Source organism: Pseudomonas sp. MN1F (genome assembly GCF_009391885.1).
Taxonomy (GTDB): domain Bacteria; phylum Pseudomonadota; class Gammaproteobacteria; order Pseudomonadales; family Pseudomonadaceae; genus Aquipseudomonas.
The window spans coordinates 18,268-43,288 of the sequence record NZ_VZII01000009.1 but is presented as its reverse complement, the minus strand read 5'-3'; the positions used below and the strand labels follow the sequence as shown (position 1 = coordinate 43,288).

Here is a 25,021-nt window from a genome sequence, read left to right as displayed (position 1 = left end):
TGTTTGGGGGCAAAAATGCATTGGGGCCGCTTCGCAGCCCTTCGCGGAGGTTTCGCGCGAAGCGGCCCCAATCGATATCTGGTGAGGAAGCTTACTTGCACTTCATCGATTATGCGAAACCACCTTCGACAGCCCGATGCCAAGCGCTTGCAGGACCTTCAGCACGGTCGACAACTTTGGGTCACCGTCCGCTGCCAACGCCCGATAGAGGTTGGGACGAGCAAGCCCGGTGACCTGAGCAAGGTTGCCCATGCCGCCGCGCGCTTCAGCCACACGCCGAACCGCCGTGAGAAACCCTGCGGCGCCTCCAGGCTCATCGATTTCCTCAAGCGCAACGGCGAGATAATCGATGGCAAAGGACTCGTCGTTGCGGAGCATCTCGAGAACACTTTCTTCATGGGGACGTGTGCCGGTCATAGCTTTACCTTGTGCCTGCGCCAAAGTGATCTGGCCTGGTCAATATCGGCCTGCTGCCGGTCTTTCGAACCACCACCGAGCAGGAAGATTATCCTTCGCCCAAAGGTGGCGTAATAGATGCGATAGCCTGGCCCGAAATCCAGTTTCATCTCGAACACGCCATCACCCACTGGCTCGGTCACGCCAAAATGACCCTGCGCGGCCCGGTCGACCCTTGTGGTGATTCGCGCTTTCACCCTTGTGTCGCGAATGGTGTCCAGCCATGCCTGGTAGAGATCCACGCCATTACTGGATAGAACGTGATGAACTGCGTACATCCACACTGTACCTTAAAAGAGACAATTCCGTGTCGTTTTTTTTGGTCAGCCGCCTATGCGAGCTGGCTTTTGGCGGGAGGCAGAGTGCCTTGGGTGGCATGACAGCCCGCAGACAGCATGGTGGCCTGCGTTCAGGATGCTGGCGAACGGTCTTTTGTGACAAACAGCAAAAAGCCGGGTTTCCCCGGCTTCTGGCATGATCGAACGAAGCTTACTTGCGCTTCATCGACAGGAAGAACTCGTCGTTGGTCTTGGTCTGCTTGAGCTTGTCGACCAGGAACTCGATGGCGGCGATCTCGTCCATCGGGTGCAGCAGCTTGCGCAGGATCCACATGCGCTGCAGTTCGTCGTCGGCGGTCAGCAACTCTTCGCGGCGGGTACCGGAACGGTTGATGTTGATGGCCGGGAACACGCGTTTTTCAGCGATGCGACGGTCCAGGGGCAGCTCCATGTTGCCGGTACCCTTGAACTCTTCGTAGATCACTTCGTCCATCTTCGAGCCGGTTTCGACCAGCGCGGTGGCGATGATGGTCAGCGAACCGCCTTCCTCGATATTACGCGCGGCGCCAAAGAAGCGCTTCGGCTTCTCCAGGGCGTGGGCGTCGACACCACCGGTCAGCACCTTGCCAGAGCTCGGGATCACGGTGTTGTAGGCACGCGCCAGACGGGTAATGGAGTCCAGCAGGATGACCACGTCCTTCTTGTGCTCGACCAGGCGCTTGGCCTTCTCGATGACCATTTCGGCAACCTGCACGTGGCGGGTTGGCGGCTCGTCGAAGGTCGAGGCGACCACTTCGCCGCGCACGGTGCGCTGCATTTCGGTCACTTCTTCCGGGCGCTCGTCGATCAGCAGGACGATCAGGTGGCACTCGGGGTTGTTACGGGTGATGTTCGCCGCGATGTTCTGCAGCATGATGGTCTTACCGGCTTTCGGCGGAGCGACGATCAGGCCACGCTGGCCTTTGCCGATCGGGGCGCACAGGTCGATGACACGACCCGTCAAGTCCTCGGTGGAGCCGTTACCGGCTTCCATCTTCAGGCGCTTGTTCGGGAACAGCGGCGTGAGGTTTTCGAAGAGGATCTTGTTCTTCGCGTTTTCCGGGCGGTCGAAGTTGATGGTGTCGACCTTCAGCAGGGCGAAGTAACGCTCCCCTTCCTTCGGTGGGCGGATCTTGCCGACGATGGTGTCACCGGTACGCAGGTTGAAACGGCGGATCTGGCTTGGCGAGACGTAGATGTCATCAGGGCCGGCCAGGTAGGACGCATCAGCCGAACGCAGGAAACCGAAACCATCCTGGAGAATCTCCAGCACGCCGTCACCCGAGATCTCTTCGCCGCTTTTCGCGTGCTTTTTCAGCAGGGCGAAAATCACGTCCTGTTTGCGCGAACGGGCCATGTTTTCGATGCCCATCTGTTCGGCCATTTCCAAAAGATCGGTAATCGGCTTTTGCTTGAGTTCAGTCAGGTTCATAAGGGGAATGACGTAATCATGTAAGAAGGGAGAATTAAGCTTTGGCTTAATGAGGCCGCGCCGCTTGATGGCGACAGGATCGCGTACTGATTCGAATTAGGGATGCTTCGGCGACGGCGTGCAGAGGGCACTGGAGAAGCAGTGCGAGGCCGAATGTAACACTTGCTTTTTTCTGCGTCTAGTGCTCTGAAAAAGAAAAAACCCCGCATTTGCGGGGTTTTTTTACTTCATCTCACAGGTGGGCGTCGAGGAACGCGGCCAGCTGCGATTTGGACAGGGCGCCGACCTTGGTGGCTTCGACGTTGCCGTTCTTGAACAGCATCAGGGTCGGGATGCCACGCACGCCGTGCTTGGCCGGGGTTTCCTGGTTGTCGTCGATGTTCAGCTTGGCGACGGTCAGTTTACCCTCGTAGGTAGCGGCGATGTCGTCCAGAACCGGAGCGATCATCTTGCATGGACCGCACCATTCAGCCCAGTAGTCGACCAGTACCGCGCCTTGAGCCTGTAGGACTTCGGCTTCGAAGGTAGCGTCGGTGACGTGTTTGATCAGATCGCTGCTCATGGATATCTCCAGGGTCGTAAGCAAAAAAACGTGGCCCATGATAGCGGCACCCAGGCCCTACAGGAAGTCACGGACGATTGAGTGTAACTATAGTTGTGCAAGACGCCGCGAATCGAAACTGTCACACAAGTGTCATAGCATGGAATGGCACATTGCCTTGCATCAAGGCCCGGTGCGCTGCGCGTTGGCGTCAGCCAAGGATCGTGGCACGATTGCCGGGTTACCGACCGAGAACACACAGAATGCCGCATACCTCCGCGAAGAACCTGTCCCTGATCGCCGCCATCGACCTGGGCTCCAACAGCTTCCATATGGTCGTGGCCAAGGCACACCACACCGAGATCCGCATTCTCGAGCGGCTCGGCGAAAAGGTTCAGCTGGCCGCCGGCATCGACGAAGAGCGCAAGCTCAGCGAAGAAGCCATGGAGCGAGGCCTGGAATGCCTCAAGCGTTTTGCCCAACTGATCAACGGCATGCCGGCAGGCTCCGTGCGCATCGTTGGCACCAACGCCCTGCGCGAAGCGCGCAACCGCAACGAGTTCATCTTGCGTGCAGAGGCTATCCTCGGCCACCCGGTGGAGGTCATCTCCGGCCGTGAAGAGGCGCGCCTGATCTACCTCGGCGTGTCGCACACCCTGGCCGACACGCCCGGCAAGCGCCTGGTCGCCGACATCGGTGGCGGCAGTACCGAGTTCATCATCGGCCAGCGCTTCGAGCCGCTGCTGCGCGAAAGCCTGCAGATGGGCTGCGTGAGCTTCACCCAGCGCTACTTCCGCGACGGCAAGATCACCCCGGCGCGCTACGCCCAGGCCTACACTGCCGCACGCCTGGAGCTGATGAGCATCGAAAACGCCCTGCACCGCCTGACCTGGGACGAGGCCATCGGTTCGTCCGGCACCATCCGCGCCATCGGTGCCGCAATCAAGGCCGGAGGCCTGGGCAACGGCGAGGTCAATGCCGAGGGCCTGGCCTGGGTCAAACGCAAGCTGTTCAAGCTGGGCGAGGTCGACAAGATCGACTTCGAAGGCATCAAGCCCGACCGGCGCACCATTTTCCCGGCCGGCCTGGCGATTCTCGAAGCGATCTTCGATGCCCTTGAGCTACAGCGCATGGACCACTGCGACGGCGCCCTGCGCGAAGGCGTGCTGTTCGACCTGCTCGGCCGCCATCACCACGAGGACGTGCGCGAACGCACCCTGAATTCACTGATGGAGCGTTACCACGTCGACCAGGGCCAGGCAGCACGCGTCGAGCGCAAGGCGCTGCATGCCTTCGACCAGGTGGCCAAGGCATGGAAGCTTGAAGACGGAAACTGGCGCGATCTGCTGGGCTGGGCGGCGAAAATCCACGAAATCGGCCTGGACATCGCCCACTACCACTACCACAAACATGGTGCCTACCTGATCGAGCACTCCGACCTGGCCGGTTTTTCTCGCGATGAGCAGCAGATGATGGCCCTGCTGGTGCGCGGTCATCGGCGCAACATCCCCAAGGACAAGTTCTCGGAGTTCGGCGACGACGCCGTGCAGTTGATCCGCCTGTGCGTGCTGCTGCGCTTCGCCATCCTGTTCCACCACATCCGTGGCAACCAGCAGATGCCCAAGGTGGAGCTGCAGGCTGGCGAAAACAGCCTTGAAGTGGTGTTCCCGGAAGGCTGGCTGGAACAGAACCAGCTGACCCAGGCCGACTTCGCCAACGAGGCGGAGTGGCTGGCCCGGGTCGGCTTCGTCCTCAGCGTACGTTGAGGAGCGGGTTGCTCAGGCGCTCCAGCAGGGTCGCCTGGGCACTGCGCGGGTTCTGGTTGCCGGTCGGGGTGCTGCGCACGTAGCGCCCGTCAGGCTGCAAGGTCCAGGCATGGGTGTTGTCGGTCAGGTAGCCTTCCAGCTCCTTTTTCACCCGCAGCAACAGCTTCTTGCCCTCTACCGGGAAGCAAGTCTCGACGCGCTTGTCGAGGTTGCGTTCCATCCAGTCGGCGCTGGACAGGTAGATCTGCTCTTCGCCGCCGTTGAGGAAGTAGAACACCCGCGTGTGCTCGAGGAAACGGCCGATGATCGAGCGCACCTGGATGTTGTGCGAAACCCCCGGAATGCCTGGGCGCAGGCAGCACATGCCGCGCACCACCAGGTCGATCTTCACGCCCGACTGGCTGGCCTTGTACAGCGCCTTGATGACCTTGGCGTCGGTCAGCGAGTTGAACTTGGCGATGATGTGCGCGGGCTTGCCTTCCAGGGCGAACTGGGTCTCCCGGGCGATCATGTCGAGCATGCCCTTCTTCAGGGTGAACGGCGCGTGCAGCAGCTTCTTCATGCGCAGGGTCTTGCCCATGCCGATCAGCTGGCTGAACAGCTTGCCGACATCCTCGGTGAGGGCGTCGTCAGAGGTCAGCAGGCTGTAGTCGGTGTACAGGCGGGCGTTGCCGGCATGGTAGTTGCCGGTACCCAGGTGCGCATAGCGCACGATCTCGCCCTGCTCACGGCGCAGGATCAGCATCATCTTGGCGTGGGTCTTGAAGCCCACCACACCGTAGATCACCACCGCACCGGCTGCCTGCAGGCGGCTGGCCATCTGCAGGTTGGACTCTTCGTCGAAGCGCGCGCGCAGCTCGATCACCGCGGTGACCTCCTTGCCGTTACGCGCCGCATCCACCAGGGCGTCGACGATCTCCGAGTTGGCCCCGGAGCGGTACAGGGTCTGGCGCACGGCGAGCACGTGCGGGTCCTTGGCGGCCTGGCGCAGCAGGTCGATCACCGGGGTGAAGGACTCGAACGGGTGCATCAGCAGGATGTCCTGCTTGCCGATCACGCTGAAGATGTTGTCGGCGTTCTGCAGCAATTTGGGGATGGCCGGGGTGAACGGCGTGTACTGCAACTCCGGGTGGCTGTCGAGGCCGGTGATGCTGAACAGGCGGGTCAGGTTGACCGGGCCGTTGACCTGGTAAAGCTCGCTTTCGCTCAGGCTGAACTGCTTGAGCAGGTAATCCGACAGGTGTTTCGGGCAGGTGTCGGCGACTTCCAGGCGCACGGCATCACCATAGCGGCGCGAGAACAGCTCACCGCGCAGGGCGCGGGCAAGGTCGTCGACTTCTTCGGAATCCAGCGCCAGGTCGGCGTTACGGGTCAGGCGGAACTGGTAGCACCCCTTCACCTTCATGCCCTGGAACAGGTCATCGGCGTGGGCGTGGATCATCGACGACAGGAAGACATAATTGTCGCCTGGGCCACCGACGTCCTCCGGCACCCGAATGACGCGCGGCAGCAGGCGTGGCGCCGGGATGATCGCCAGGCCGGAATCGCGGCCGAAGGCGTCGACACCTTCGAGCTCGACAATGAAGTTCAGGCTCTTGTTCACCAGCAGCGGGAACGGGTGGGTTGGGTCAAGGCCGATCGGGGTGATGATCGGTGCGATCTCGTCGCGGAAGAAGCGGCGCACCCAGGTCTTGAGCTTGGGCGTCCAGTAGCGGCGACGAATGAAGCGGATGGCGTGCTTTTCCAGCTCTGGCAGCAGCACATCGTTGAGGATCGCGTACTGGCGCTCCACCTCGAAGTGCACCAGCTCGCTGATGCGTGCCAGTGCCTGGTGCGGCTGCAGGCCATCGGCGCCGGCCAGCTCACGGGCGAAGTTGATCTGCTTCTTCAGGCCGGCGACGCGGATCTCGAAGAACTCGTCGAGGTTGCTGGAGAAGATCAGCAGGAATTTGAGGCGTTCGAGCAGCGGATACGATTCGTCCAGCGCCTGCTCCAGCACGCGGATGTTGAATTGCAGCTGCGAAAGTTCGCGATGAATGTACAGGCTGCTGTCGTCCAGGCTCGGGACGGCGATGGCCGGCGTCGGCGCTGGGGCCGGGGCGGCGACTTCGACCACCGGCTCCACGACCTCGGGCAGGTCTGGCGGGGTCTGTACCATCTCTTCGGGGACTGCCTGGGCATCCTTGATCGCGACAGGGGTTAGCACTTCATTATTCATCTGACGTTCCTGAGGACGTTAACGCCCTATGATCAATTGAGCGGCAAGATAAGCGCCCATTATGACGGCTGCGTTACAGCTTCGCGCAAGCCGCGACTTAAGGCTGCCGGTATTGTCCGTGTAGGAATTGTTCACGTCGAGACACATTTGGACACTTTCACGAATGCGCGCGAAGGGGTAGGCTGCGCGTTCATTTCGCCAGCACCTCAGAAAATGCTCCAACAATTCCTGCAGGATTTCGGCTACTTTGCCCTTTTTCTAGGCACCTTCTTCGAAGGCGAGACCATTCTGGTACTTGCGGGATTCCTTGCGTTCCGCGAATACATGGACATCAAGCTGGTGGTCCTGGTGGCCTTCTGTGGCAGCTACGCAGGCGACCAACTGTGGTACTTCATGGGGCGGCGTCACGGGCGCAAGATCCTCGCGCGCAAGCCGCGCTGGCAGGCCATGGGTGACCGCGCGCTGGAGCACATCCGCCGCCACCCGGACATCTGGGTGCTGAGCTTCCGCTTCGTCTACGGCCTGCGCACGGTGATGCCGATCGCCATCGGCCTGTCCGGTTATTCGCCGCGCCGCTATCTGCTGCTCAACGGTATCGGCGCCGCCGTGTGGGCCCTGGCGCTGGGCCTGGCGGCCTACCACTTCGGCGCCATCCTCGAAGGCATGCTGGGCAGCATCAAGAAGTACGAGCTATGGGTGCTCGGCGGCCTGCTGCTGCTGGGTGGCCTGCTCTGGCTGCGCCGGCGCTTTCGCACCATCCGCGCCGAGCGCCGCGCGGCGGCAGAAGAGCAGCCCGCCGGCACTGAGCAGCAGGTAGCCGCCGAGAAGCAGCCAGAACACGGGCACGATCACCGCTAAGCCCAGCGCGCCGGCCAGATACAGCGCCGGCACCAGCGTCAACAGGCGCGCCAGCTCCAGGCGCATGGCCCACGGCCGGTTTTCCAGGGCCGCCCCCAGCACGAACAAACCGAACGCCATCAGTGACCAGCCCAGCATCAGGGCGGCGCTCGGCACACGCTCGGCCACGTCCATCAGATAACTGCCCAACGCGATGTAGACGGCGAACTGCACCGCCACGTACACCTGCCACGCACGGCCCAGGGCAATCTCGAATTTGCGGAACAACGCCAGGTTCTGTTTCGCCTGTGGATAAGTTGCCGCGACATCGGCCGGGCGCCAGCCGGTGGGCATGAACCAGATGCGCAGCTTGTCTTTCCAGCTGCGGGTGCGGCGGGCATCGCTGTAAAGCTTGGCGTAGAACTGCAGGTTGGCCCACAGCGGATTCCAGCTGGCCAAGGGTGTGGTCACGCCGAATACCACCGGCTCGGCCGGGTCCTCCTCCTTGAACGTGCCGAACAGGCGGTCCCAGAGAATGAACACGCCGCCGTAGTTGCGATCCAAGTAGGCAGGATTCTGCGCATGGTGGACACGATGGTTGGACGGTGTGATCAGCACCCATTCGAGCCAGCCCAGCTTGGGGATGTGCCGGGTGTGCACCCAGAACTGGTACAGCAGGTTCAGCGACGCCACGGTGATGAACACCACGGGCGGCACGCCGATCAGCGCCAGCGGCAAGTAGAAGATCCACGAGAAGATGAAGCCGCTGCTGGTCTGGCGCAGCGCGGTGGTGAGGTTGTATTCCTCACTCTGGTGATGCACCGAATGCGCTGCCCACAGCACGTTGCGCTCATGGCCCAGGCGGTGCAGCCAGTAGTAGCAAAGGTCGTACAGCACGAAGGCCAGCAACCAGACCCACACGGCGTTCGGCGGCAGGCGCAGCAGCGCCAGGTGTTGCCAGGCCAGGGCATAGGTCAGCAGCCCTACCCCTTTGGTCAGCAGGCCGGTGCTGGTGGACAGCGCGCCGGTGCTGAGGCTGTTGATCGAATCGGCCAGGGTGAAGTTGCGCTGGCCGCGCACGCGGTCGGCGACCAGCTCCACAGCGATCAGCACGAAGAAGAACGGCACGGCCAGCAGAATCAGGTCCATGGGCAACGCTCGGCAGGGTTATCCACAGAGATTAGGATGCGCCCGCGGTAATCCCTATGGCCACATCTGCCAAACTAGAGGACATTTAGCGCCTCGAAAATGGAGTAATGAGCATGACCAAGAAAGTAGCGGTGATTCTTTCCGGCTGTGGCGTGTACGACGGCGCCGAAATCCACGAAAGCGTGATCACCCTGCTGCGCCTCGACCAGCGCGGCGCCCAGGTGCAGTGCTTTGCGCCGAACATCGCGCAGCTGCACGTGATCGACCACCTGACCGGTCAGGAAATGCCCGAATCACGCAATGTGCTGACCGAGTCGGCGCGCATCGCCCGTGGCGACGTGAAGGACATCCGTGAGGCCAAGGCCGAAGATTTCGATGCGCTGATCGTGCCGGGTGGCTTTGGCGCGGCGAAGAACTTGTCCAACTTTGCCGTGCAAGGCAGCGAATGCACAGTGAACCCGGATGTACTGAGCCTGGCCGAAGCTTTTGCCGAGGCCTGCAAGCCGGTTGGCCTGATCTGCATCTCGCCGGCGTTGGCGGCGAAGATCTATGGCCCGGGCGTGGTCTGCACCATTGGCAATGACGCGGGTACCGCGGCGGCTGTGGAGAAGATGGGCGGCAAGCACGAAGCGTGCGATGTGCATGACATCGTCGAAGACACCCAGCGCAAGCTGGTGACCACCCCGGCCTACATGGTGGCCAAATCGATCAGTGAAGCCGCCAGTGGCATCTACAAGCTGGTGGACCGGGTGCTGGAATTGACCCACGAAGGGGAGTGATCAGCCTTTGCTCAGGCGGGTGAGGATGCGGTCCAGGGCATTGGCGAACGCCTGCTTCTCGCGTTCGCCGTAGGGCGCCTGCCCGCCTCCAACCTGGCCCTGTTCGCGCAGCTCGGTGAACAGGTTGCGCACTGCCAGGCGCTCGCCCATGTTGCGTTCGTCGAACTCGCGGCCACGGGGATCCAGGGCCGCCACGCCCTTCTTGATCAGGCGGTCGGCCAGCGGCACGTCGCTACAGATCACCAGCTCGCCGGGCACGGCGTGCTCGACCAGGTAATCGTCGGCCGCGTCCATGCCGCTGGGCACCACGATCAGGCGTACGATCGCGAAGGCCGGCTTGGCCACGGCCTGGCCGGCCACCATGATTACCTCAAGCTGACGCTTGAGGGCGAATTTGACGATCAGGTCCTTGGCTGCCTTGGGGCAGGCGTCGGCGTCGATCCAGATGCGCATTCAGTTAAATCTCTTCTTTCCTGCACTGGCCTCTTCGCGGGTAAACCCGCGAAGAGGCCAGCAGCATCAACCTTAAACGGCAGCCCGACGCTTCTCGGCCAGGCGACTACGCCCATACAACACCAGAATCGCCAGCAGCGCCACCGCCTGCGCACTCAGCGAATACACATCGGGGTGAATCCCCAGCCAGTCGAACTCGATGAACGCCATCGGCCGCGTGCCCAGCACGCCCGCCTCCTGCAGCGCCTTCACGCCATGCCCGGCGAACACCACCGACAGGGCGCACAGCAACCCGGCGTTGATGCTGAAGAACAGCGACAGCGGCAGCTTCGCCGACCCGCGCAGGATCACCCACGCCAGGCCCACCAGCAGCACCAGCGCCGTGGCACCACCGGCCAGCACCGCCTGGTGGCCCGCTGGGCCGGCCTGCAGCCACAGGGTTTCGTAGAACAGGATCACTTCGAACAACTCGCGGTACACCGAGAAGAACGCCAGCACGGCAAAGCCGAAGCGCCCACCACCACTGACCAGGCTGCTCTTGATGTAGTCCTGCCAGGCAGCAGCATGGCGGCGGTCGTGCATCCACACCCCCAGCCATAGCACCATCACACTGGCGAACAAGGCCGTGCTGCCTTCCAGAAGCTCACGCTGGGCACCGCCAACGTCGATCACATAGGCCGCCACGGCCCAGGTGGCAAAGCCTGCAACCAGCGCCAGGCCCCAACCGATGTTGACGCTGCGCATGGCCGACTGCTGGCCGGTGTTGCGCAGGAAGGCCAGCACTGCGGCCAGTACCAGGATCGCCTCCAAGCCTTCGCGCAGCAGGATCAGCAGGCCGGAAATGAAGCTCAGCGACCAGCTCAGGCCATCACTGCCCAACAGCTTGGCGGCCTGGTCGAGTTTGGTTTTCGCTTCGCTCAGACGCTGTTCGGCCTGGGCGACCGGCAGGCCGTCCTGCAGCGACTGACGGTAGGCCATCAGGGCCTTTTCGGTGCTCTTGCGCGCTACGGTGTCGATGTTGTCCAGCGAGCTTTCGACCAGTTCGAAGCCTTCCAGATAGGCCGCCACCGACAGGTCGTAGGCTTGGTCGTGGTCGCCAGCGCGGTAGGCCGCCAGGCTTTTGTCCAGGGTGCTGGCGGTGTAATCGAGCAACTGCGACGGGCCGCGCTTGACCTGCGGTGGCTGGGCACGCTGGGCGCGGAACGCCTGGACCGCGGCGGCGCCTTCGTTGGCGGCGACTTCGGCCGGGGTCTGGCGGGCCAGTTCGGCGATGTTCCAGGTCTTGTCGCCCTTGGCGGCTTCAGGCTTGGCCGTGAAGCTGGCGATGTAAGCTGCCACGTCCCAGCGCTGGCGTTCATCCAACTGGTCGGCGAAGGACGGCATTTCGGTGCCGTCGATACCCAGCGCCAGGGTGTTGTACAGGTCGAACAGGCTCAGCTGGTCGAGACGTGCGGTGTCACGCAGGTTGGCCGGTGCTGGCTCCAGGCCCACAGCCGCCGGGCCATCACCCGCACCGGTATCGCCATGGCAGATCGAGCAGTTCTGCGCATACAGCGAGGCGCCACGGGCCGGGTCCGGGGTGATCACCGGCGCCTGGCTGACCTCGTAGGCCACCGCCAGGCGCGCGCCCAGCAGGCGGGCCTGCTTGGCTACTGCTGCGCCGTCCTGGCGCTGGTCGATGGCCTGGCGCAACGCCTGCACGCCCTGCTGAAGCCCGGCTTGTTCGGCGTTGGTTGGCAGGTCTTTGATCAGATCGGCCAGCACCGTGCTGAACTCCTGCTGCTCACGGTATTCGCCGTCGTCGATGACCTTGCCGTTTTCCACGGTCGGCGGGTAGTCGGCACCAATGTAGTCCAGCAAATGCAGGGCCTTGGCGGCCTCGGCGGCCTCGGCGGGCGCTTCGGCCTGCGCCAGGGTGCTGCACAGCGCCAGCACCGGGCCGAGCAGTACAGCCGGCAACCAGGCAAGCAGACAGGAACGGGTTTTCATGGGCAGTCTCGAAGGGAATGCGAAAGAGAACATTGTTCACTTCCACTTTGCTTCGCTCAAGGGCTGGGGGTGGATTTCATGAAAAATCTTGAGACAAATCAGATGAAGTGAGGAAAGGGATGAGCGCTGGGGGATGCAGTGGATTGTTGAGGTGCCTAGAGGGAGGCTGGGGAGGCTGACAGGTGCCTGCCGACAGGTTTGCAGCGCCTATGAGATCGAGCGCCGCCCACGCGGCGCATCGCGGGCAAGCCCGCTCCCACATTTGTTTCGGGCCAATCACTCCTATGAAGCCAACAGGGACCGCCCTGGTGCATGACTGGAGCCAGGTGGAACAGAATCATTACCAACCGAGATACATAGCCATGCCAACAAGGCTGTACCTGTTAGCTACCACCGAGATGCATCGCCATACCAACAAGGCGGGCCCTGTTAGCAGTACTGGAGTGACTGGCCCGAAACAAATGTGGGAGCGGGCTTGCCCGCGATGCGCCGCGCGGGCGGCGCTCGATCTCACAGCCGCTGCAAAACTGTCGGCAAGCACCTGTCAGCCCTGACGCGAAGCCTCCTGAAACAGCCCCAAATGGATGAAAGCTACTGACGCACCTTGTTCAGCCCCAGCTCCATATCGTCGATCAGGGCCTTGGCCATTTCACTGAGAATCCGTGCCGCGCTGCCAGCCATGCGGTCATTCTCCATTTCCGCTTCGGTGGTCAGGTGGCGGATGCAGCCGAGCAGTACCGATAGATGCGAGAACGCGTGGTCGAAGGGCACGTTGGGCTTGAGGCTGAAAAGGTCGAAGGTTTCCAACCCTGCCGTTACTGCGTCTTGTGGATAAGTGCTCATCCTGTCGCTCCTTGCTTTAGATGGGGAGGTCCGAGTGGTCGGCCAAGGCAGAAACCATTCGCGACAGCAGGCGAATGTTGATGGCCATGGCGTCGCGCTGCGGGCCTGGGTCGCTGTCTAGCAGGACGCTGTAGGTTTGCTGCACCGTGAGGGTCAGGGCGTGGACCAGCGCTTCGCATTGCTCGGTGCTGGGCGGGTTGATCAGCGAGAAGCCCGGGATTTCGGGCTGGGGGATAGAGGTTGGAGGTGGGTCGGGTACTAGTTTTTTCATGGCGAAACTCCTGTACTAGAGAATTTCTGCCTTCCTCTTCGTCTCACGGATTTGGGTGGCAGTCGTGCACGGGGTGAGACCCGGGGTACAGGAGACCCGGCCAGACCAAAGCCTGCCCGCGCACGACCGCCATAAGCGATGCGTCCTGTACCAAACGGGTGTCTCACGCCCGATCGCCTTGCGAGGCGACCCAGGGACATTAGTCCGGGAGCACTTCCCAGCCAAGACAGCACCTTCCGACAGGTGCCGTAGGATAATTCGGCATGGAACCCGAACTGAAGCATTTGGTTTCAGGTTCGGAAATGTCTGACAGCGCAGGTAAGTCTGGCCAGCGCTAACAATGCGGGCCAGCGCAAGGCCAGCCCGAAGCGAATCACTTGTCCGAACTATGCTGCCTTCCCTTTCACCGTGAAATCCACTTCCAAATCAGCATTGGCCAGCAGGTTTACCAGGGCATCCAGTGAAAATTTATCAATCTTGCCATTGAGCAGCTCGCTCAAGCGCGGTTGAGTCACTCGCAACCGCTTAGCTGCATCTTTCTGCGGAAGATCCCAGGCCCGCACAGCCTTGGTCAATTCGCGCATCAGCTTCGAACGCAGCCGTAGGTTCTCTGCCTCTTCAGGCGAGTCAACCAACACGTCCCAAACCGAGGTAGATCGCTCGTTTGCCATTGTTGAATCCCTCCGTTTTCAGCCCAGCGACTTGAACCGGGCTCTTGCCAAGTCGATGTCGCGTTTTTCAGTCTTCTCAGTGGTCTTGCGAAACGCATGCAGGACATAGATGGCTTCAGGACGGCTAATGACATAAAAAACGCGAAAAGCGCCGTCTTTGCATTTGATGCGAATCTCCCGCACGCCTTGTCCTACCGTTTCCACAGGCTTCCAGTCCGCAGGCTCCTCGCCTGCTTGAATCAAATCCAGTTGGTACCCAGCGCGCTGTCTAGCTACCAGCGGAAAGCTGCGTAAGTCCTCTTTACTGCTGCCCACCCACTCGATGGGTTTCTCATCGACCCGCATGTCAGATCCCCTATGCCGTCGGTCCAGACGCTTGATGTGCAATTCATGACTCGCCCTCTCCAAGGCACCGAATCACACTGCTCCATCCGTCCGTCTCACAAGGCTTGGCTGAACATGCAGGAAGCTGCAGATCAAAAAATATATCGATATCGATATAAATTCAAGTCAGGGAACTGTACCCGGACCAATGCTTGCGGCGCAGGAAGCGAACAGAGGGAATGAATTGCGAAAGGGTCAATGCCTTTGGAAAGGGGACCCGAGGACATTATTCCGGGGAGACTTTTCAGCCAAGACAGCTGCTTCCGACAGGCCCTGTAGGATAGTTCGGCGGGAGATCAAAACTGAGGGATCTGGTTCAGCTCCAAAAAAGTCATATACCTCGAGAGGTCGAGGCATACTTGTGGGAGCGGGTACAACCGCTCCCACAACGGCCGCAATCTCAGTGCTTGGCAGTTTCCTTCCACCCCCCACCCAACGCCAGGAACACACCAATCTGCCCCAACGCCACCTGGCTGTTGGCCGCCGCCAGCTGCGAGCGCACGTCGGTATAAGTCCGCGTCGCCTGCAAATCCGCCAGGAACGACTCACGCCCCGCCTGGTAATACCGGTGCGTCTGGTCCGCCGCTTCCTTAGCCGACTTCTCCGCCTCTGCCAACGCATCACGCCGGTCCAGCAGCGCGCTGTACTGCGCCAAGCGGGTCTGAGTCTCGCGAATGGCGTTCAGCACCACCCCATCAAAATGCGCCAGGGCCGCCTGGGTCGAGGCTTCAGCCATGCGAATGCGGGCGCGGGTACCGTTGGTAGGAATGCTCCAGCTGATCTGCGGACCAAAGCCCCAGCGGTTGGTCGACGGATCGCCCAAGTCTTCGAGAATACCGATGGTGCCAACCTGGGCACCGATGCTGATGTCCGGGTAAAGCGCACCGGTGGCCACACCGATCTCGGCGGTCGCCGCCGCCAACTGGCGCTCGGCCTGGCGCACATCAGGACGGCGCTTGAGCAGGGCGGCGCCGTCGCCAACCGGCACCAACTGGTTCAGCTGAGGCAGCTCGGCGCAATCAGCGGTGCCGGCGGGCAACTTATCCACAGGCTTGGCCAGCAGCGCCGCCAGGGTGTACAGGCCGGTCTCGCGCTCGGCCTTGAAGCGCGGCAGCTCGGCGCGCAATGACTTGAACTGGGTCTGCGAGCGGGTGACCTGGGTTTCGTCACCGCGGCCAGCATCACGCAGGCGCTGGTTGAGCTTCACGCTCTGCTCCTGCAGGTCGAGCGACTCGCGGGCGATGTGGTACTCCTCGTTGGCCGAGCACACCTGGGTGTAGGCCTTGACCACGTCGGCCACCAGGGTAATGCGCGCGGTGTCGGCGGCGGCCTGCACCGCGTCGGCGTTGGCCTTGGCGGCCTCGGTGCCGCGCTTGAAAGTACCCCACAGGTCGAATTGGTACGAGGCACTGATGATCGCCTCGCCAATATTGGCCACCGGTACCTTCTCAGGCAGCAGGAACGCTTGGCCGGACTCCTGCAGGCGCTGGGCGCCGGCCTTGATGCCGCCGTTGAACCCGCCTTGGGACTCGGCCACTTCGACCTGGGCTCGGGCCTTGGCGATGTTCGCCGCCGCCACGCGCAGTTCGGTGTTGGCACTCAGCGCCTGGCGCACCAGCTCGTTGAGGCGTTGATCCTGATACAGCTGCCACCAGTCCTCGGGCACCGGTGCCGACACCACGCTGTCGGCATCCTGGCGCAGCGGGCCGTTGAGGTCGCTGCGTTGCACCGCCGCGTCCTTCGGCACTTGGTAGTCGGGGCCGACCATCATGCAGGCCCCCAGGGACAGGCAGAAACCCGCCAGGATCAGCTGTTTCATGGGCGCTGGCCCTCAAGGATCGACACGGTGGCCGTACGCCCGGCGATCATGCGGAAGTCTTCCGGCACTTCGTCGAAGGCGATACGCACCGGAATGCGCTGGGCCAGGCGCACCCAACTGAACGCCGGGTTGACGTTGGGCAGCAGGTTGGCGCCGCTGCTGCGGTCACGGTCTTCGATGCCGGCGGCGAAGCTCTGCACATGGCCGCGCAGGCGGGTGTTATCGCCCATTACGCGGATGTCGACGGCGTCGCCGATGTGGATACCGCCGAGCTTGGTTTCCTCGAAGTAGCCATCGACGTGGTACGAGGCACTGTCGACCACCGACAGCACTGGGCGGCCGGCGCTGACGAATTCGTGGTCGCGCGGGGCGCGGTCGTTGAGGTAGCCATCCACCGGGCTGCGCACCACCGAGCGGTCGAGGTTGAGCTGGGCGGTGTCGACGGCCACCTGGGCCTCGATCACCGCCGAGCGGGCACGCGCCTCGCGGGACTGGCTCTCTTCCAACTGCTCGGCCGCCACCAGGTTGCCGAGCTTGCGGTTACGCTGCGCTTCACGGGAGGCCTGGGCCAGGGTTTCCTGGCGCTCGCCGAGAGTCGCCTTGGCCTGGCGCAGGGCCAGGGTGAAGCGGTCTTGGTCGATGGTGAACAACACGTCGCCGCGTTTGACGGTCTGGTTGTCGCGCACCTCGACCTTCTGAATCAGGCCGGACACGTCCGGGGCAATCTGGATCACGTCGGCACGGATGTGCCCGTCGCGGGTCCAGGGGGCGAACATGTAGTACACCACCATCTGCCACACGAGCACGGCGGCGAAGGTCACTACCAGCAAGGTCAGGACCACACGGCCCAGGGTCAGCAAAGGTTTTTTCATGGCAGCATCAGGCTTCGGCAAAAGTGGTCGACCGCACCCAGCAGCACGGCATACAGGGCAACGTTGAACAGCGCCCGGTGCCAGACCAGGCGGTAGAAATGCAGGCGCACCAGCACCGCGTGCACCCCCAGGAACAGCAGGTAGGTGCCAAACATCATCACCAGCAGCGTGGGCAGGAACACCCCGCTGATATCCAGTTCACCGATCACAGGGGCGCTCCGTCGAGGCCGGGGGGCAGTTGTGGTTGTTCGGCAGGCTCAAGCATCACCTCGACCCCCGGCAGCAGGGCCAGGCGCAGGCCTGCCAGGGCATGCAGCAAGTGGGTGCGGGCATCGCCGCGCTCGTACAGTTCATCCAGGTTAAGCGCCAGGCGCGCACGCTCCATGTTGCGCAGCAGCGCAGCCGGCGCGTGCAGGCGTTCACCGGCGCGCAGGCAAGCGGCATAGTGCGCGCCGACTTCCTCGATCACCGTGCCCAGGCGTTCGCGGGCCTGCTGGCCGGCTCGCGGCAGGTAGGCCAGCAGGTCAAGCAGGTTCAGCCCCACGCGCAGGTCGCGCAGCGCCACGCCGCTGTCCTGGCCGGTCTGCGACAGGCGCGGCAGGTGCTGCATCAGGCGGTCGAGCATCTGCACGCCGACCTGGCGGTGTTCGGCCAGGGTCGCCGGCTCGGTCATTTCGACGATGTCGCGCCAGAGGAAGCGGGTCATGCGCTTGGCCGCCAGCTCGACGCCGAACGGGCGCATCACCAAGGTCCAGATGAAGGCGAACAGCAGGCCAACAGGGCCGGCCAGGTTGGAGTTGAGGAAGGTGAAGAAGTCGGCGTCGTAGGCACCCTGGATGCTGATGAAGGTCGAGGTGTTGACGATGGTCAGCAAGGTGCCGAGGTAGAAGCGCGGTTGCACGGTCAGGGTGCCGACACAGATGAACGGGATGGCGAAGGCCAGTACCAGCATCGGGAAGTCGTGCAGGTTGGGCAGCACCAGGAACAGGTACAGGCTGGAGAAGATCACCGACATCAAGGTCCAGAAGAAGAACCGGTAGATCTGTGGCGCCGGGTCGTCCATGGCGGCAAAGAAGCTGCACGACACGGCGGCGAGGATCACTGCACTGGCGCCGTCGTTCCAGCCCAGGCCGATCCACAGGCCGCAGGCGACGACGATCGCCAGCACCGTGGAGACCACCGAGTAGAGCATCAGGCCACGGTCGAAGAACGCGGTCAGGCGGCCCAGGCGCCAGTGGCGGTAGACCGCGCGCCAAGGCTTGGGGTCGTCGGTACGCAGGGCATGCTGCAAGGAGCAGCAGTCCTGCCACAAGTCGGCCCATTCGGTCAGGCGATACAGAGCGTTGGACAGCAGCAGCTCGGCACGCTGGTCGAGGGCAGCAGCGCCGGGCTGCAGGCGGTCGATCTGCTCGTGCAAGGCCGCCCAGCGGGCGACAGAAGCGCTGTCGGCAGTGCCTTTGAGCCATTCGCGGGCGGCTTCCAGCACCGGCTGGAGCTGGGCGTAATGGGCCGGGGCGCGGCCTTCGAGGGCGATCAGGGCGTCGTCGAGGGCGTCGATCACCGGCAGCAGGTGGATCATCCGCCCGCGCAGCTCGCGGGCGTTCTTCAGCGTGTGCGGGCCGGCGCCTTCGTGGCCGAGCTGACCGATCATCAGCTCCAGCGAGTTGAAGGTGGTGACCATCGCTGCGCGCATGCCACCGACTTTGTCAGCGCTGGCTTCGCGGGCGAGGTAGGTATCGCTGTAGCGGATCGCCTCGGTGAACCAGCTACCGGTTGCACCCACCACCACCGGGGCCAGCCGGCGTGGCCAGAAGATCGCACCGACTACCGCCGCGCAGACAATACCGAGGCAGATTTCCTGGGCACGGGAGGATGCCACGTCGAACACCGCCAGCGGGTTGTCGACCACCGCCAGGGCAATCATCGGCAAGGTGTAGCCGGCCAGCATCAGCACGTAGTTGTTGGCTGTGCGCACGTTCAGCGAGAGGAACAGCAGGGTGCCGGTCCACAGGGCGATGGCGATGCTCAGCAACACCGGTGACTGCACCAGCGGCGGCACGAAGAAGATCGCCCCGGCAGCACCGAGCAGCGTCCCCACGGCGCGATACAGCGCCTTGGAGCTGGTGGGGCCGACGAACGGGCTGGAGACGATGTAAACGGTGGCCATCGCCCAATACGGTCGCGGCAACTGCAGTAGCAGGGCGATGTACAGGGCGATCATCGATGCGGCGAAGGTGCGCACGCCATAGAACCAGTCGCGGGCCGGCGGCACCGAGCTGAAGAAGCCGTTCATGCCACCCCGCCTGCAGTACCCAGGCCAGCGGCCTCGAAGGCGCGCAACACGCGCAGCGCCGCTTGCAGGTCGGCCTCGTCGATGCCCTGCAGCACGTCATGACGCACGCGCACCAACTCGGCTTCGATGGCTTCGGCCAGGCGACGGCCTTCGGCGGTCAGGCTCAGGGCCTTGGCGCGGCGGTCCAGTGGGTCCTCGCTGCGGCAGACCAGGCCTGCCTTGCACAGCTGGTCGAGCAGGCGCACCAGCGACGGGCTTTCCAGCCCGGCAGCCTGGGCCACGGCCACCTGGTGCACGCCATCGCCCAGGCGCACGATCATCAGCAGCGGTGCGGCGCAGGCCTCGGAGATACCGTAGCCGATCAGGGCGTTGTGGCAGATGCGCCGCCAGTGGCGAGCGGCAACCACCATGCCGCTGCTGACTTGCAGGCGCAGGGAGTCAATGGACATGTGGGGAACCAAGTATATTCATAGTTTGCTAACTATCAATATACGCCTGCGCCTCCCCCTGTCGTCAACCGTGTGCGACGAGGGACTTTGATGAATTGTTGTTCATTCAGGGCTGAACCTGGTCTTCCAGCTTCATGGTCAGGGCCAAGGTGCTGCCCATCTGCACTGCCCGGTCACGCCAGTCCTGGTAACGCGCGTCATCCCGGCTGCTGAAATGCACCGCCAACTCCTCGGCCGCCTGCATCACCCCGGTTGCCGCCGCCAACTCAAGCCAATACAGCGCAGCCTTGATATCGGCGTCCACGTACAGGCCATGCAACAAACGGTAGCCCACTTCAAACCGGCAACGCGCCTCGCCCCGCTCGGCGCCGCGCAAAAACCACTGGTAGGCCTGGCCCGGGTCCACCTGCCAGCCCAGCGTGGCGTCGCAGACTTCTTCTTCGTACAGGTCACCCAGCGCGGCAGCGGCATGCAGCATGCCGCGCTCGAAGGCCTGGCGATAACATTCCTCGGCCTGCGCATAGGAGGTTTCGACACCCTTGCCGAAGTAATGCTGCTGGCCCAGGTTGAACCACGCCGCCGCATTGCCCTGCAGCGCCGCCATGCGCAGCAGGTGCCCGGCCAGCGCCGTGTCGGCCCGCCAGTACTTGCCATTGAGCCAGATCCAGCCGAGGTCATTGAGTGCTGCCACATTGCCAGCCAGCGCCTGTTGGCGCAGGTCGGCGTATACCGCCTGCAGGTCGTGCGCCTCGTCCAGGCGGTTGACCAGCAGCGCGCGCTGGCTGGGCAGCCCTACTCCGGCAAACAGCCGCTGTCGCCTGCCGGCGTGCGTCGGTGGGCAAATGACCTGCTCTGGCAGAAGACGGGCGAGCAGCGAGTGGATATTGCTGACAGCAGACATGTTCATCCTCATTGAACGACCCACAGGCCCGACCGCGGCTGTGATGAGGCGTGATTCTGCGCGACGTCACGTCAAAACCTGTCGCGAACGATTCGAGGCAAGGCAACCAATTGCGCATTCCTTGATCTGAACGGGTTATGGCTAATTGCCATGACCCGCTCTAGCCGCCATCCTGTTGCGGCAAGCCTAGACAAGGACGTTACCTTTTGCCGTTCGCCACCACCCGCGCCACCCTCAGCCGTCAATGGGCGCTGCTGCGCCAGTTACCCAGCCGTTCTCCAGGTATTACCAGCGCCGAACTGGTATGGCGCCTGCGCGATGTGGGCTTCAACGTCAGCAAACGTACGGTGGAGCGGGACCTCAACGAGCTGTCGCTGATCTTTCCGCTGGACCGCAATGACAAGAGCATTCCGTTTGGCTGGCACTGGTCAGCGAACGTTGCGGGCGAGCTGCGGGGGAATTTCGATTTGCAGGGCTATTTGCGCGGTGATGCGCTTCAGCCGGTTCAGGGTGAAGGGATCGAGATGCAGGCGTGGGTCAGCGACCTGCTGGCCCGGCAGTTGCGCGAGGCGCCGTTGAGCGTGGACATGCAGCTGACTGCGCTGGACCAGGGGCACCGGCTGCGGGCCACGGTGGAAGATGGCGGGCCATTACGCTGGTGGGTGCTGAGCCAAGGGGAAGGCTTGGTGATCGAAGAGCCGCAGGCACTGCGCGAAGAGATCGCCAGGACCTTGAGCAATGCGGCAGCACAGTACATCAATTAGTCACCCGCGAAATGGCCGGCACAGGTGTATTACCTCTGCATGCCCCAACGGCGCACCGTCAACCGCTCCAGGGTATTGAACACCAGCCCCTCGACCAGCAAACCGATCAGGATCACCACCGCCAATCCAGCAAACACCTTGTCGGTATACAGCTCGTTGCGGTTCTGGAAGATGTACCAGCCCAGCCCGCCCTTGCCGCTGCTGGCGCCGAACACCAGTTCGGCGGCGATCAGCGTGCGCCAAGCGAACGCCCAGCCGATCTTCAGCCCCGAGAGGATCGACGGCAGCGCCGCCGGTACCAGGATGTGCAGGACCAGGCGCAGCCCTTTCAGGCCGTAGTTGCGCCCGGCCATGCGCAAGGTTTCCGACACACCGAGAAAGCCCGCATAGGTATTCAGCGCCAGCGCCCACAGCACCGAATGCACCAGCACGAAGATCAGGCTGTTGTCGCCCAGCCCGAACCACAGCAACGCCAGCGGCAGCAGGGCAATCGCCGGCAATGGGTTGAACATCGAGGTCAGGGTACCCAGCAGATCACGACCGAGCTGGGTCGACACCGCCAGGCTGGTGAGGCCGAAGGCCAGCGCAATACCCAGCAGGTAACCCTTGAGCAGAATCACCAGCGACACGCCGACCTTGGCCGGCAGCTCGCCACTGAGCAGGCCGTCCCACAGCGCGGCGGCGGTCTGCAGGAAGGTTGGCAGCAGCAGGTCGTTGCCCTGGTAGCGGGCGATCGCCTCCCACAAGGCGGCGATCACCACCAGGATCACGGCCTTGCGCAGCCAGCCGTGCTGCCACAGCCGCTGGGCCAACGGTAGATTGCGTTCCACGGGCACACTGAGCAAAGGCTGCAGCTGCACCTCGTATTCCTGGCGTACAGGTGTAGGGGTCATGGCTGAAGCTCCTGTCAGTAGGCGATGCGAATGTCGTTGAAGCCCAGGTCATCGGTTGGTTCAGCGGCTTCGGCCTCGTCGAACAGCAAGCGATGGATGCGTCGCGCACTGGCCTGGAAGTCCGCGGCGCCGAGGCTGCCAAGGTCGTACTGGTGGCTGTGCACCTCGGCCCGTACCCGGCCCGGGTGGGGCGACAGCAGCAGGATGCGGTTGCCGACCACCAACGCCTCCTCGATGGAGTGGGTGACGAACAGCAAGGTGAAACGCACTTCCTCCCACAGCAGCAGCAGTTCTTCCTGCATCTTGCGCCGGGTCAGCGCATCGAGTGCGGCGAACGGCTCGTCCATCAGCAGGATTTTCGGCTGGGTGGCCAACGCCCGGGCGATCGCCACGCGTGCCTTCATCCCGCCCGACAGCATGTGCGGGTAGACATCGGCAAAGGCGGCCAGGCCAACCTTGTCCAGGTAATGCAAGGCCCGCTCCTCGGCCTCGGCACGCTTGAGCTGGCCAGACACCAGCAGCGGGAACATGACGTTCTCTTTCACCGTCTTCCACGGCGGCAGCTGGTCGAACTCCTGGAACACCACGATACGGTCAGGGCCGGGGCCATTGACCGGTTGGCCCTGCAGCAGGATCTGCCCTTCCCGGGGGGCGATGAAACCGGCCACGGCCTTGAGCAGGGTGGACTTGCCGCAGCCCGACGGGCCAAGCAGGACGAAACGGTCGGCGCGGTCGACTTCGAAGCTGACCTGATGGGTGGCCCGCACCACGCGCTGGGCGGTGCGGTATTCGAGGCTCAGGTTGTCCACCTTGAGCAACGGCGGTGTAGCGACACGGCTCAGGTTGCTGGCCGTGTGGCCTGGCAATGGGGCGGTCATGGTCGGTCAGCTCCCTTGCAGCGGGCGTTCATCCTGGAAGAAGTAGTCCTTCCACGACGCCGGCTTGTGCTTGATGGCGCCTACCCGATACAGGAACTCGGCCAGCTTGTAGGTGTTTTTCGGGGTGACGGTGAACTCGTACTGCGGGTTGTCGATCAGCTTGATCAGCGCGTCGCGGTCGATCTTGGCCTTGGTCACGCGGATGTAGGTATCCGCTGCAGCGGCCTTGTCGTTCTGGGCGAAGTCCGCCGCCTCGGCCAGGGCGTCGACGAAGGCCTTGTAGGTCTTGGGATTGTCGTTGCGGAATTTCTCGGTAGCGAACAGCAGGGTCGGCGAGTTGGGGCCGAGCAGGTCGTAGCTGTTGAGCACTACGTGCACGTTCTTGTTGGCCAGCACCTGATCCTGGAACGGTGGGTTGGAGAAGTGCCCGTTCAGTTCGGTGCCACCGGCCAGCAGCGCGGCGGTGGCATCCGGGTGCGGCACGGCCAGGGTGTACTTGTCGAGGCGGTTGTATTCCTTGTCGCCCCACTGCTGGGCGGCGGCGTACTGCAGGAAGCGCGATTGCACCGAAACACCCACAGCAGGCACCGCAATGCGGTCCTTGTCGGAAATGTCGGCGATGGTCTTCACGTTCGGGTTGCTGCTGACCAGGTAGTACGGGAAGTTGCCCAGTGAGGCCACGGCCTTGACGTTCTGCCGGTCCTTGGTGCGGTCCCACACGGTCAGCAGCGGGCCGACCCCGGCCCCGGCGATGTCCACCGAGCCGGACAGCAGTGCGTCGTTGATCGCCGAGCCGCCGGACAGCTGCGCCCAGTCAACCTCGATGTCGATGCCCTGCTGCTTGCCGTGCTTCTCGATCAGGTGCTGGTCACGCACCACGTTGAGCAGCAGGTAGACGATGCCGAACTGCTCGGCGATGCGGATCTTGCCTTCGGCTTGCGCCACGGCGGGGGCCGCCAGGCTGCCAACGACCAGGCTGGCGCCCAGGCCGATGCTTGCCGCCAGGCGGCTGATGGATTTGCGCATGATGAATTCCTCAGTCGTCAGAACGGGGCATCGCCCTGGATGGTGGTGCGGAACAGTTTGCGGCGCAGGTGCGCGGGGCAACCGGTGGCCAGGTGGATCAGCGAACGGTTGTCCCAGAACACCAGGTCGTGGGGCTGCCACTGGTGGCGGTAGATGTTCTGCTCAAGCACGCTCAGCGCGTACAGCTGCTGCAGCACATCGTGGCTTTCGTCGTCCGGCAGGCCGACGATGCGGGTGGTGAAACCTTCGCTGACGAACAGCGCCTTGCGGCCGTTTTCCGGGTGGGTGCGCACTACCGGATGGATGACTTCCTTCACCTGCGCGAGCTGCTCGGCGGTCAAGGTCGGGCGCCAGTTGCCTTCAAATTTGGTTTCGGCGTAACGGGCGGTGTAGGAGTGCGCGGCACTGCGGCCCTCGACCACTTTGCGCAGCGCCTCGGGTACGGCGTCCCAGGCTTTGTGCATGTCGGCGAACAGGGTGTCGCCACCTTCGCTGGGCAGCTCCTGGGCGTGCAGCATGGAGCCAAGGCTTGGCAGCTCCTTGTACGACAGGTCCGAGTGCCAGAACTTGCCGGCATCGCCGAGGCCGATATTCTGGCCGTTCTCGATGATGTTGGAGACGATCAGGATTTCTGGGTGGCCAGTGAGCAGGAACTGCTTGAGCACATGGATCTGCAACTCGCCAAAGCGGCGGCTGAAGGCGATCTGTTGTTGCGGGCTGATGCGCTGGTCACGGAACACCAGCACATGGTGGTCGAGGTGGGCGCGATGAATTCGGGTGAAATCCTCGGCGGTGACCGGCTTGGCCAGGTCCAGGCCAATGATCTCGGCACCGACGGCACCGGAGAACGGGCGGATTTCGAAGGTTTGCGGCTGGGCGCTGTCGATGGACGACAAGGCGTTCGAGGCGGCTGGCATGTGTCACTCCCACGCAGTGCGCGACTTCTATGGCGCGCAACGATCAGAAACGCACGGGGATTACCCGTGTGGGTTCAAGTCGTGCGGCGCATCGATTGGTCGA

General features: G+C 63.1%; 25 protein-coding genes and 1 pseudogene. 4 read left to right on the top strand and 22 right to left on the bottom strand.

All coding sequences use genetic code 11. The features are described 5' to 3' along the window. Positions 1-102: 102 nt before the first annotated feature. From F6X59_RS06050 to trxA, 4 genes are all read right to left on the bottom strand, one after another. Positions 103-417: an addiction module antidote protein gene (locus F6X59_RS06050; protein WP_152955407.1), complete on the bottom strand. Its 315-nt coding sequence runs from the start codon at positions 415-417 to the stop codon at positions 103-105. Next, complete coding sequence (locus tag F6X59_RS06045) at positions 414-734, bottom strand: type II toxin-antitoxin system RelE/ParE family toxin (protein WP_152955405.1); 321 nt, start codon at positions 732-734, stop codon at positions 414-416. Before F6X59_RS06045 ends, F6X59_RS06050 begins: the two co-directional genes overlap by 4 nt. A gap of 211 nt (positions 735-945) precedes the next feature. Then, positions 946-2,205, bottom strand: a complete 1,260-nt coding sequence (rho, locus tag F6X59_RS06040) for a transcription termination factor Rho (RefSeq protein WP_003253661.1) — start codon at positions 2,203-2,205, stop codon at positions 946-948. Positions 2,206-2,437: 232 nt separating this feature from the next. Continuing rightward, on the bottom strand, positions 2,438-2,767 hold the full coding sequence (gene trxA, locus F6X59_RS06035; RefSeq protein WP_152955403.1) for a thioredoxin TrxA: 330 nt from the start codon (positions 2,765-2,767) through the stop codon (positions 2,438-2,440). A 242-nt stretch (positions 2,768-3,009) separates the two neighbouring features. Between trxA and ppx the strand changes: the two genes are divergently transcribed. Beyond that, a complete protein-coding gene (ppx, locus tag F6X59_RS06030; protein WP_152955401.1) occupies positions 3,010-4,512 on the top strand; it encodes an exopolyphosphatase in 1,503 nt (500 codons plus the stop codon). Here ppx and ppk1 read toward each other — a convergent pair. Next, the gene (ppk1, locus tag F6X59_RS06025) at positions 4,499-6,730 is read right to left on the bottom strand and encodes a polyphosphate kinase 1 (RefSeq protein ID WP_152955399.1); all 2,232 of its coding nucleotides are present in this window, start codon (positions 6,728-6,730) and stop codon (positions 4,499-4,501) included. The two genes, ppx and ppk1, sit on opposite strands and share 14 nt — an antisense overlap. 213 nt (positions 6,731-6,943) lie before the next feature. Between ppk1 and F6X59_RS06020 the strand changes: the two genes are divergently transcribed. After that, positions 6,944-7,588, top strand: coding sequence for a DedA family protein (locus F6X59_RS06020; RefSeq protein ID WP_178120039.1), 645 nt, complete (start codon positions 6,944-6,946; stop codon positions 7,586-7,588). Positions 7,589-8,089: 501 nt separating this feature from the next. Here the strand turns inward: F6X59_RS06020 and F6X59_RS28605 are convergent. Then, a pseudogene (locus tag F6X59_RS28605) lies at positions 8,090-8,716 on the bottom strand (sterol desaturase family protein); the annotation flags it as partial. A gap of 113 nt (positions 8,717-8,829) precedes the next feature. On the opposite strand from F6X59_RS28605, the gene elbB reads away from it, so the two are divergent. Then, entirely contained in the window at positions 8,830-9,495 is a 666-nt protein-coding gene (gene elbB, locus F6X59_RS06010; RefSeq protein ID WP_152955395.1) for an isoprenoid biosynthesis glyoxalase ElbB, read from the top strand. On the opposite strand, the gene F6X59_RS06005 is transcribed toward elbB, so the two are convergent. The 12 genes from F6X59_RS06005 to F6X59_RS05950 all read right to left on the bottom strand — a co-directional run bounded on the left by F6X59_RS06005 (position 9,496) and on the right by F6X59_RS05950 (position 20,440). Further along, entirely contained in the window at positions 9,496-9,948 is a 453-nt protein-coding gene (locus F6X59_RS06005) for a YaiI/YqxD family protein (protein ID WP_060513176.1), read from the bottom strand. A gap of 72 nt (positions 9,949-10,020) precedes the next feature. Then, complete coding sequence (locus F6X59_RS06000) at positions 10,021-11,970, bottom strand: FTR1 family protein (protein ID WP_152955393.1); 1,950 nt, start codon at positions 11,968-11,970, stop codon at positions 10,021-10,023. Positions 11,971-12,528: 558 nt separating this feature from the next. Next, entirely contained in the window at positions 12,529-12,780 is a 252-nt protein-coding gene (locus tag F6X59_RS05995; RefSeq protein ID WP_152955391.1) for a DUF3077 domain-containing protein, read from the bottom strand. Positions 12,781-12,796: 16 nt separating this feature from the next. Next, positions 12,797-13,051 (bottom strand): hypothetical protein, encoded by a 255-nt coding sequence (locus tag F6X59_RS05990; RefSeq protein ID WP_152955389.1) that lies wholly within the window; start codon positions 13,049-13,051, stop codon positions 12,797-12,799. 386 nt (positions 13,052-13,437) lie between these two features. Continuing rightward, positions 13,438-13,722 (bottom strand): helix-turn-helix domain-containing protein, encoded by a 285-nt coding sequence (locus F6X59_RS05985; protein ID WP_054883914.1) that lies wholly within the window; start codon positions 13,720-13,722, stop codon positions 13,438-13,440. A gap of 18 nt (positions 13,723-13,740) precedes the next feature. Beyond that, a complete protein-coding gene (locus F6X59_RS05980) occupies positions 13,741-14,067 on the bottom strand; it encodes a type II toxin-antitoxin system RelE/ParE family toxin (RefSeq protein WP_152955387.1) in 327 nt (108 codons plus the stop codon). Positions 14,068-14,506: 439 nt separating this feature from the next. Then, positions 14,507-15,925, bottom strand: coding sequence for an efflux transporter outer membrane subunit (locus F6X59_RS05975; protein ID WP_152955385.1), 1,419 nt, complete (start codon positions 15,923-15,925; stop codon positions 14,507-14,509). After that, the gene (locus tag F6X59_RS05970; RefSeq protein WP_152955384.1) at positions 15,922-16,797 is read right to left on the bottom strand and encodes an HlyD family secretion protein; all 876 of its coding nucleotides are present in this window, start codon (positions 16,795-16,797) and stop codon (positions 15,922-15,924) included. Before F6X59_RS05970 ends, F6X59_RS05975 begins: the two co-directional genes overlap by 4 nt. Beyond that, complete coding sequence (locus F6X59_RS05965) at positions 16,794-17,006, bottom strand: DUF1656 domain-containing protein (protein ID WP_016392395.1); 213 nt, start codon at positions 17,004-17,006, stop codon at positions 16,794-16,796. The genes F6X59_RS05970 and F6X59_RS05965 overlap by 4 nt, the downstream gene beginning before the upstream one ends. After that, positions 17,003-19,090, bottom strand: a complete 2,088-nt coding sequence (locus F6X59_RS05960; protein ID WP_152955382.1) for an FUSC family protein — start codon at positions 19,088-19,090, stop codon at positions 17,003-17,005. The genes F6X59_RS05965 and F6X59_RS05960 overlap by 4 nt, the downstream gene beginning before the upstream one ends. Next, the gene (locus F6X59_RS05955; RefSeq protein ID WP_060486199.1) at positions 19,087-19,539 is read right to left on the bottom strand and encodes a MarR family winged helix-turn-helix transcriptional regulator; all 453 of its coding nucleotides are present in this window, start codon (positions 19,537-19,539) and stop codon (positions 19,087-19,089) included. The genes F6X59_RS05960 and F6X59_RS05955 overlap by 4 nt, the downstream gene beginning before the upstream one ends. 106 nt (positions 19,540-19,645) lie before the next feature. Then, positions 19,646-20,440 carry a tetratricopeptide repeat protein gene (locus tag F6X59_RS05950; protein WP_152955380.1) on the bottom strand — a complete coding sequence of 265 codons (795 nt, stop codon included), beginning with the start codon at positions 20,438-20,440 and terminating at the stop codon, positions 19,646-19,648. A gap of 206 nt (positions 20,441-20,646) precedes the next feature. Here F6X59_RS05950 and F6X59_RS05945 point away from each other — a divergent pair, with 206 nt between their 5' ends. Beyond that, on the top strand, positions 20,647-21,204 hold the full coding sequence (locus F6X59_RS05945; RefSeq protein ID WP_152955378.1) for a WYL domain-containing protein: 558 nt from the start codon (positions 20,647-20,649) through the stop codon (positions 21,202-21,204). Between the two features lie 29 nt (positions 21,205-21,233). Here the strand turns inward: F6X59_RS05945 and F6X59_RS05940 are convergent, their stop codons facing one another. From F6X59_RS05940 to F6X59_RS05925, 4 genes are read right to left on the bottom strand one after another with little or no spacing between them, the layout of a single operon-like run. Then, positions 21,234-22,097, bottom strand: a complete 864-nt coding sequence (locus tag F6X59_RS05940; RefSeq protein ID WP_152955376.1) for an ABC transporter permease — start codon at positions 22,095-22,097, stop codon at positions 21,234-21,236. 14 nt (positions 22,098-22,111) lie between these two features. Beyond that, entirely contained in the window at positions 22,112-22,975 is an 864-nt protein-coding gene (locus F6X59_RS05935; RefSeq protein ID WP_152955374.1) for an ABC transporter ATP-binding protein, read from the bottom strand. A 6-nt stretch (positions 22,976-22,981) separates the two neighbouring features. Beyond that, on the bottom strand, positions 22,982-24,001 hold the full coding sequence (locus F6X59_RS05930; protein ID WP_152955372.1) for an ABC transporter substrate-binding protein: 1,020 nt from the start codon (positions 23,999-24,001) through the stop codon (positions 22,982-22,984). Between the two features lie 17 nt (positions 24,002-24,018). Further along, a complete protein-coding gene (locus F6X59_RS05925) occupies positions 24,019-24,918 on the bottom strand; it encodes a TauD/TfdA family dioxygenase (protein WP_152955370.1) in 900 nt (299 codons plus the stop codon). Positions 24,919-25,021 lie beyond the last annotated feature (103 nt).

What these genes read in the sequence shown, in the direction of transcription:
- F6X59_RS05925 (WP_152955370.1), bottom strand. Translation starts at nt 24,918, where the DNA reads ATGCCAGCCGCCTCGAACGCCTTGTCGTCCATCGACAGCGCCCAGCCG.
- F6X59_RS05970 (WP_152955384.1), bottom strand. Translation starts at nt 16,797, where the DNA reads ATGAAAAAACCTTTGCTGACCCTGGGCCGTGTGGTCCTGACCTTGCTG.
- elbB (WP_152955395.1), top strand. Translation starts at nt 8,830, where the DNA reads ATGACCAAGAAAGTAGCGGTGATTCTTTCCGGCTGTGGCGTGTACGAC.
- F6X59_RS06005 (WP_060513176.1), bottom strand. Translation starts at nt 9,948, where the DNA reads ATGCGCATCTGGATCGACGCCGACGCCTGCCCCAAGGCAGCCAAGGAC.
- ppk1 (WP_152955399.1), bottom strand. Translation starts at nt 6,730, where the DNA reads ATGAATAATGAAGTGCTAACCCCTGTCGCGATCAAGGATGCCCAGGCA.
- F6X59_RS05955 (WP_060486199.1), bottom strand. Translation starts at nt 19,539, where the DNA reads ATGTCCATTGACTCCCTGCGCCTGCAAGTCAGCAGCGGCATGGTGGTT.
- F6X59_RS05990 (WP_152955389.1), bottom strand. Translation starts at nt 13,051, where the DNA reads ATGAAAAAACTAGTACCCGACCCACCTCCAACCTCTATCCCCCAGCCC.
- F6X59_RS06050 (WP_152955407.1), bottom strand. Translation starts at nt 417, where the DNA reads ATGACCGGCACACGTCCCCATGAAGAAAGTGTTCTCGAGATGCTCCGC.
- F6X59_RS05980 (WP_152955387.1), bottom strand. Translation starts at nt 14,067, where the DNA reads ATGCGGGTCGATGAGAAACCCATCGAGTGGGTGGGCAGCAGTAAAGAG.
- F6X59_RS05935 (WP_152955374.1), bottom strand. Translation starts at nt 22,975, where the DNA reads ATGACCGCCCCATTGCCAGGCCACACGGCCAGCAACCTGAGCCGTGTC.
- F6X59_RS05995 (WP_152955391.1), bottom strand. Translation starts at nt 12,780, where the DNA reads ATGAGCACTTATCCACAAGACGCAGTAACGGCAGGGTTGGAAACCTTC.
- rho (WP_003253661.1), bottom strand. Translation starts at nt 2,205, where the DNA reads ATGAACCTGACTGAACTCAAGCAAAAGCCGATTACCGATCTTTTGGAA.
- F6X59_RS06045 (WP_152955405.1), bottom strand. Translation starts at nt 734, where the DNA reads ATGTACGCAGTTCATCACGTTCTATCCAGTAATGGCGTGGATCTCTAC.
- F6X59_RS05930 (WP_152955372.1), bottom strand. Translation starts at nt 24,001, where the DNA reads ATGCGCAAATCCATCAGCCGCCTGGCGGCAAGCATCGGCCTGGGCGCC.
- F6X59_RS05950 (WP_152955380.1), bottom strand. Translation starts at nt 20,440, where the DNA reads ATGTCTGCTGTCAGCAATATCCACTCGCTGCTCGCCCGTCTTCTGCCA.
- F6X59_RS05940 (WP_152955376.1), bottom strand. Translation starts at nt 22,097, where the DNA reads ATGACCCCTACACCTGTACGCCAGGAATACGAGGTGCAGCTGCAGCCT.
- trxA (WP_152955403.1), bottom strand. Translation starts at nt 2,767, where the DNA reads ATGAGCAGCGATCTGATCAAACACGTCACCGACGCTACCTTCGAAGCC.
- F6X59_RS06020 (WP_178120039.1), top strand. Translation starts at nt 6,944, where the DNA reads ATGCTCCAACAATTCCTGCAGGATTTCGGCTACTTTGCCCTTTTTCTA.
- ppx (WP_152955401.1), top strand. Translation starts at nt 3,010, where the DNA reads ATGCCGCATACCTCCGCGAAGAACCTGTCCCTGATCGCCGCCATCGAC.
- F6X59_RS05960 (WP_152955382.1), bottom strand. Translation starts at nt 19,090, where the DNA reads ATGAACGGCTTCTTCAGCTCGGTGCCGCCGGCCCGCGACTGGTTCTAT.
- F6X59_RS05985 (WP_054883914.1), bottom strand. Translation starts at nt 13,722, where the DNA reads ATGGCAAACGAGCGATCTACCTCGGTTTGGGACGTGTTGGTTGACTCG.
- F6X59_RS05975 (WP_152955385.1), bottom strand. Translation starts at nt 15,925, where the DNA reads ATGAAACAGCTGATCCTGGCGGGTTTCTGCCTGTCCCTGGGGGCCTGC.
- F6X59_RS06000 (WP_152955393.1), bottom strand. Translation starts at nt 11,970, where the DNA reads ATGTTCTCTTTCGCATTCCCTTCGAGACTGCCCATGAAAACCCGTTCC.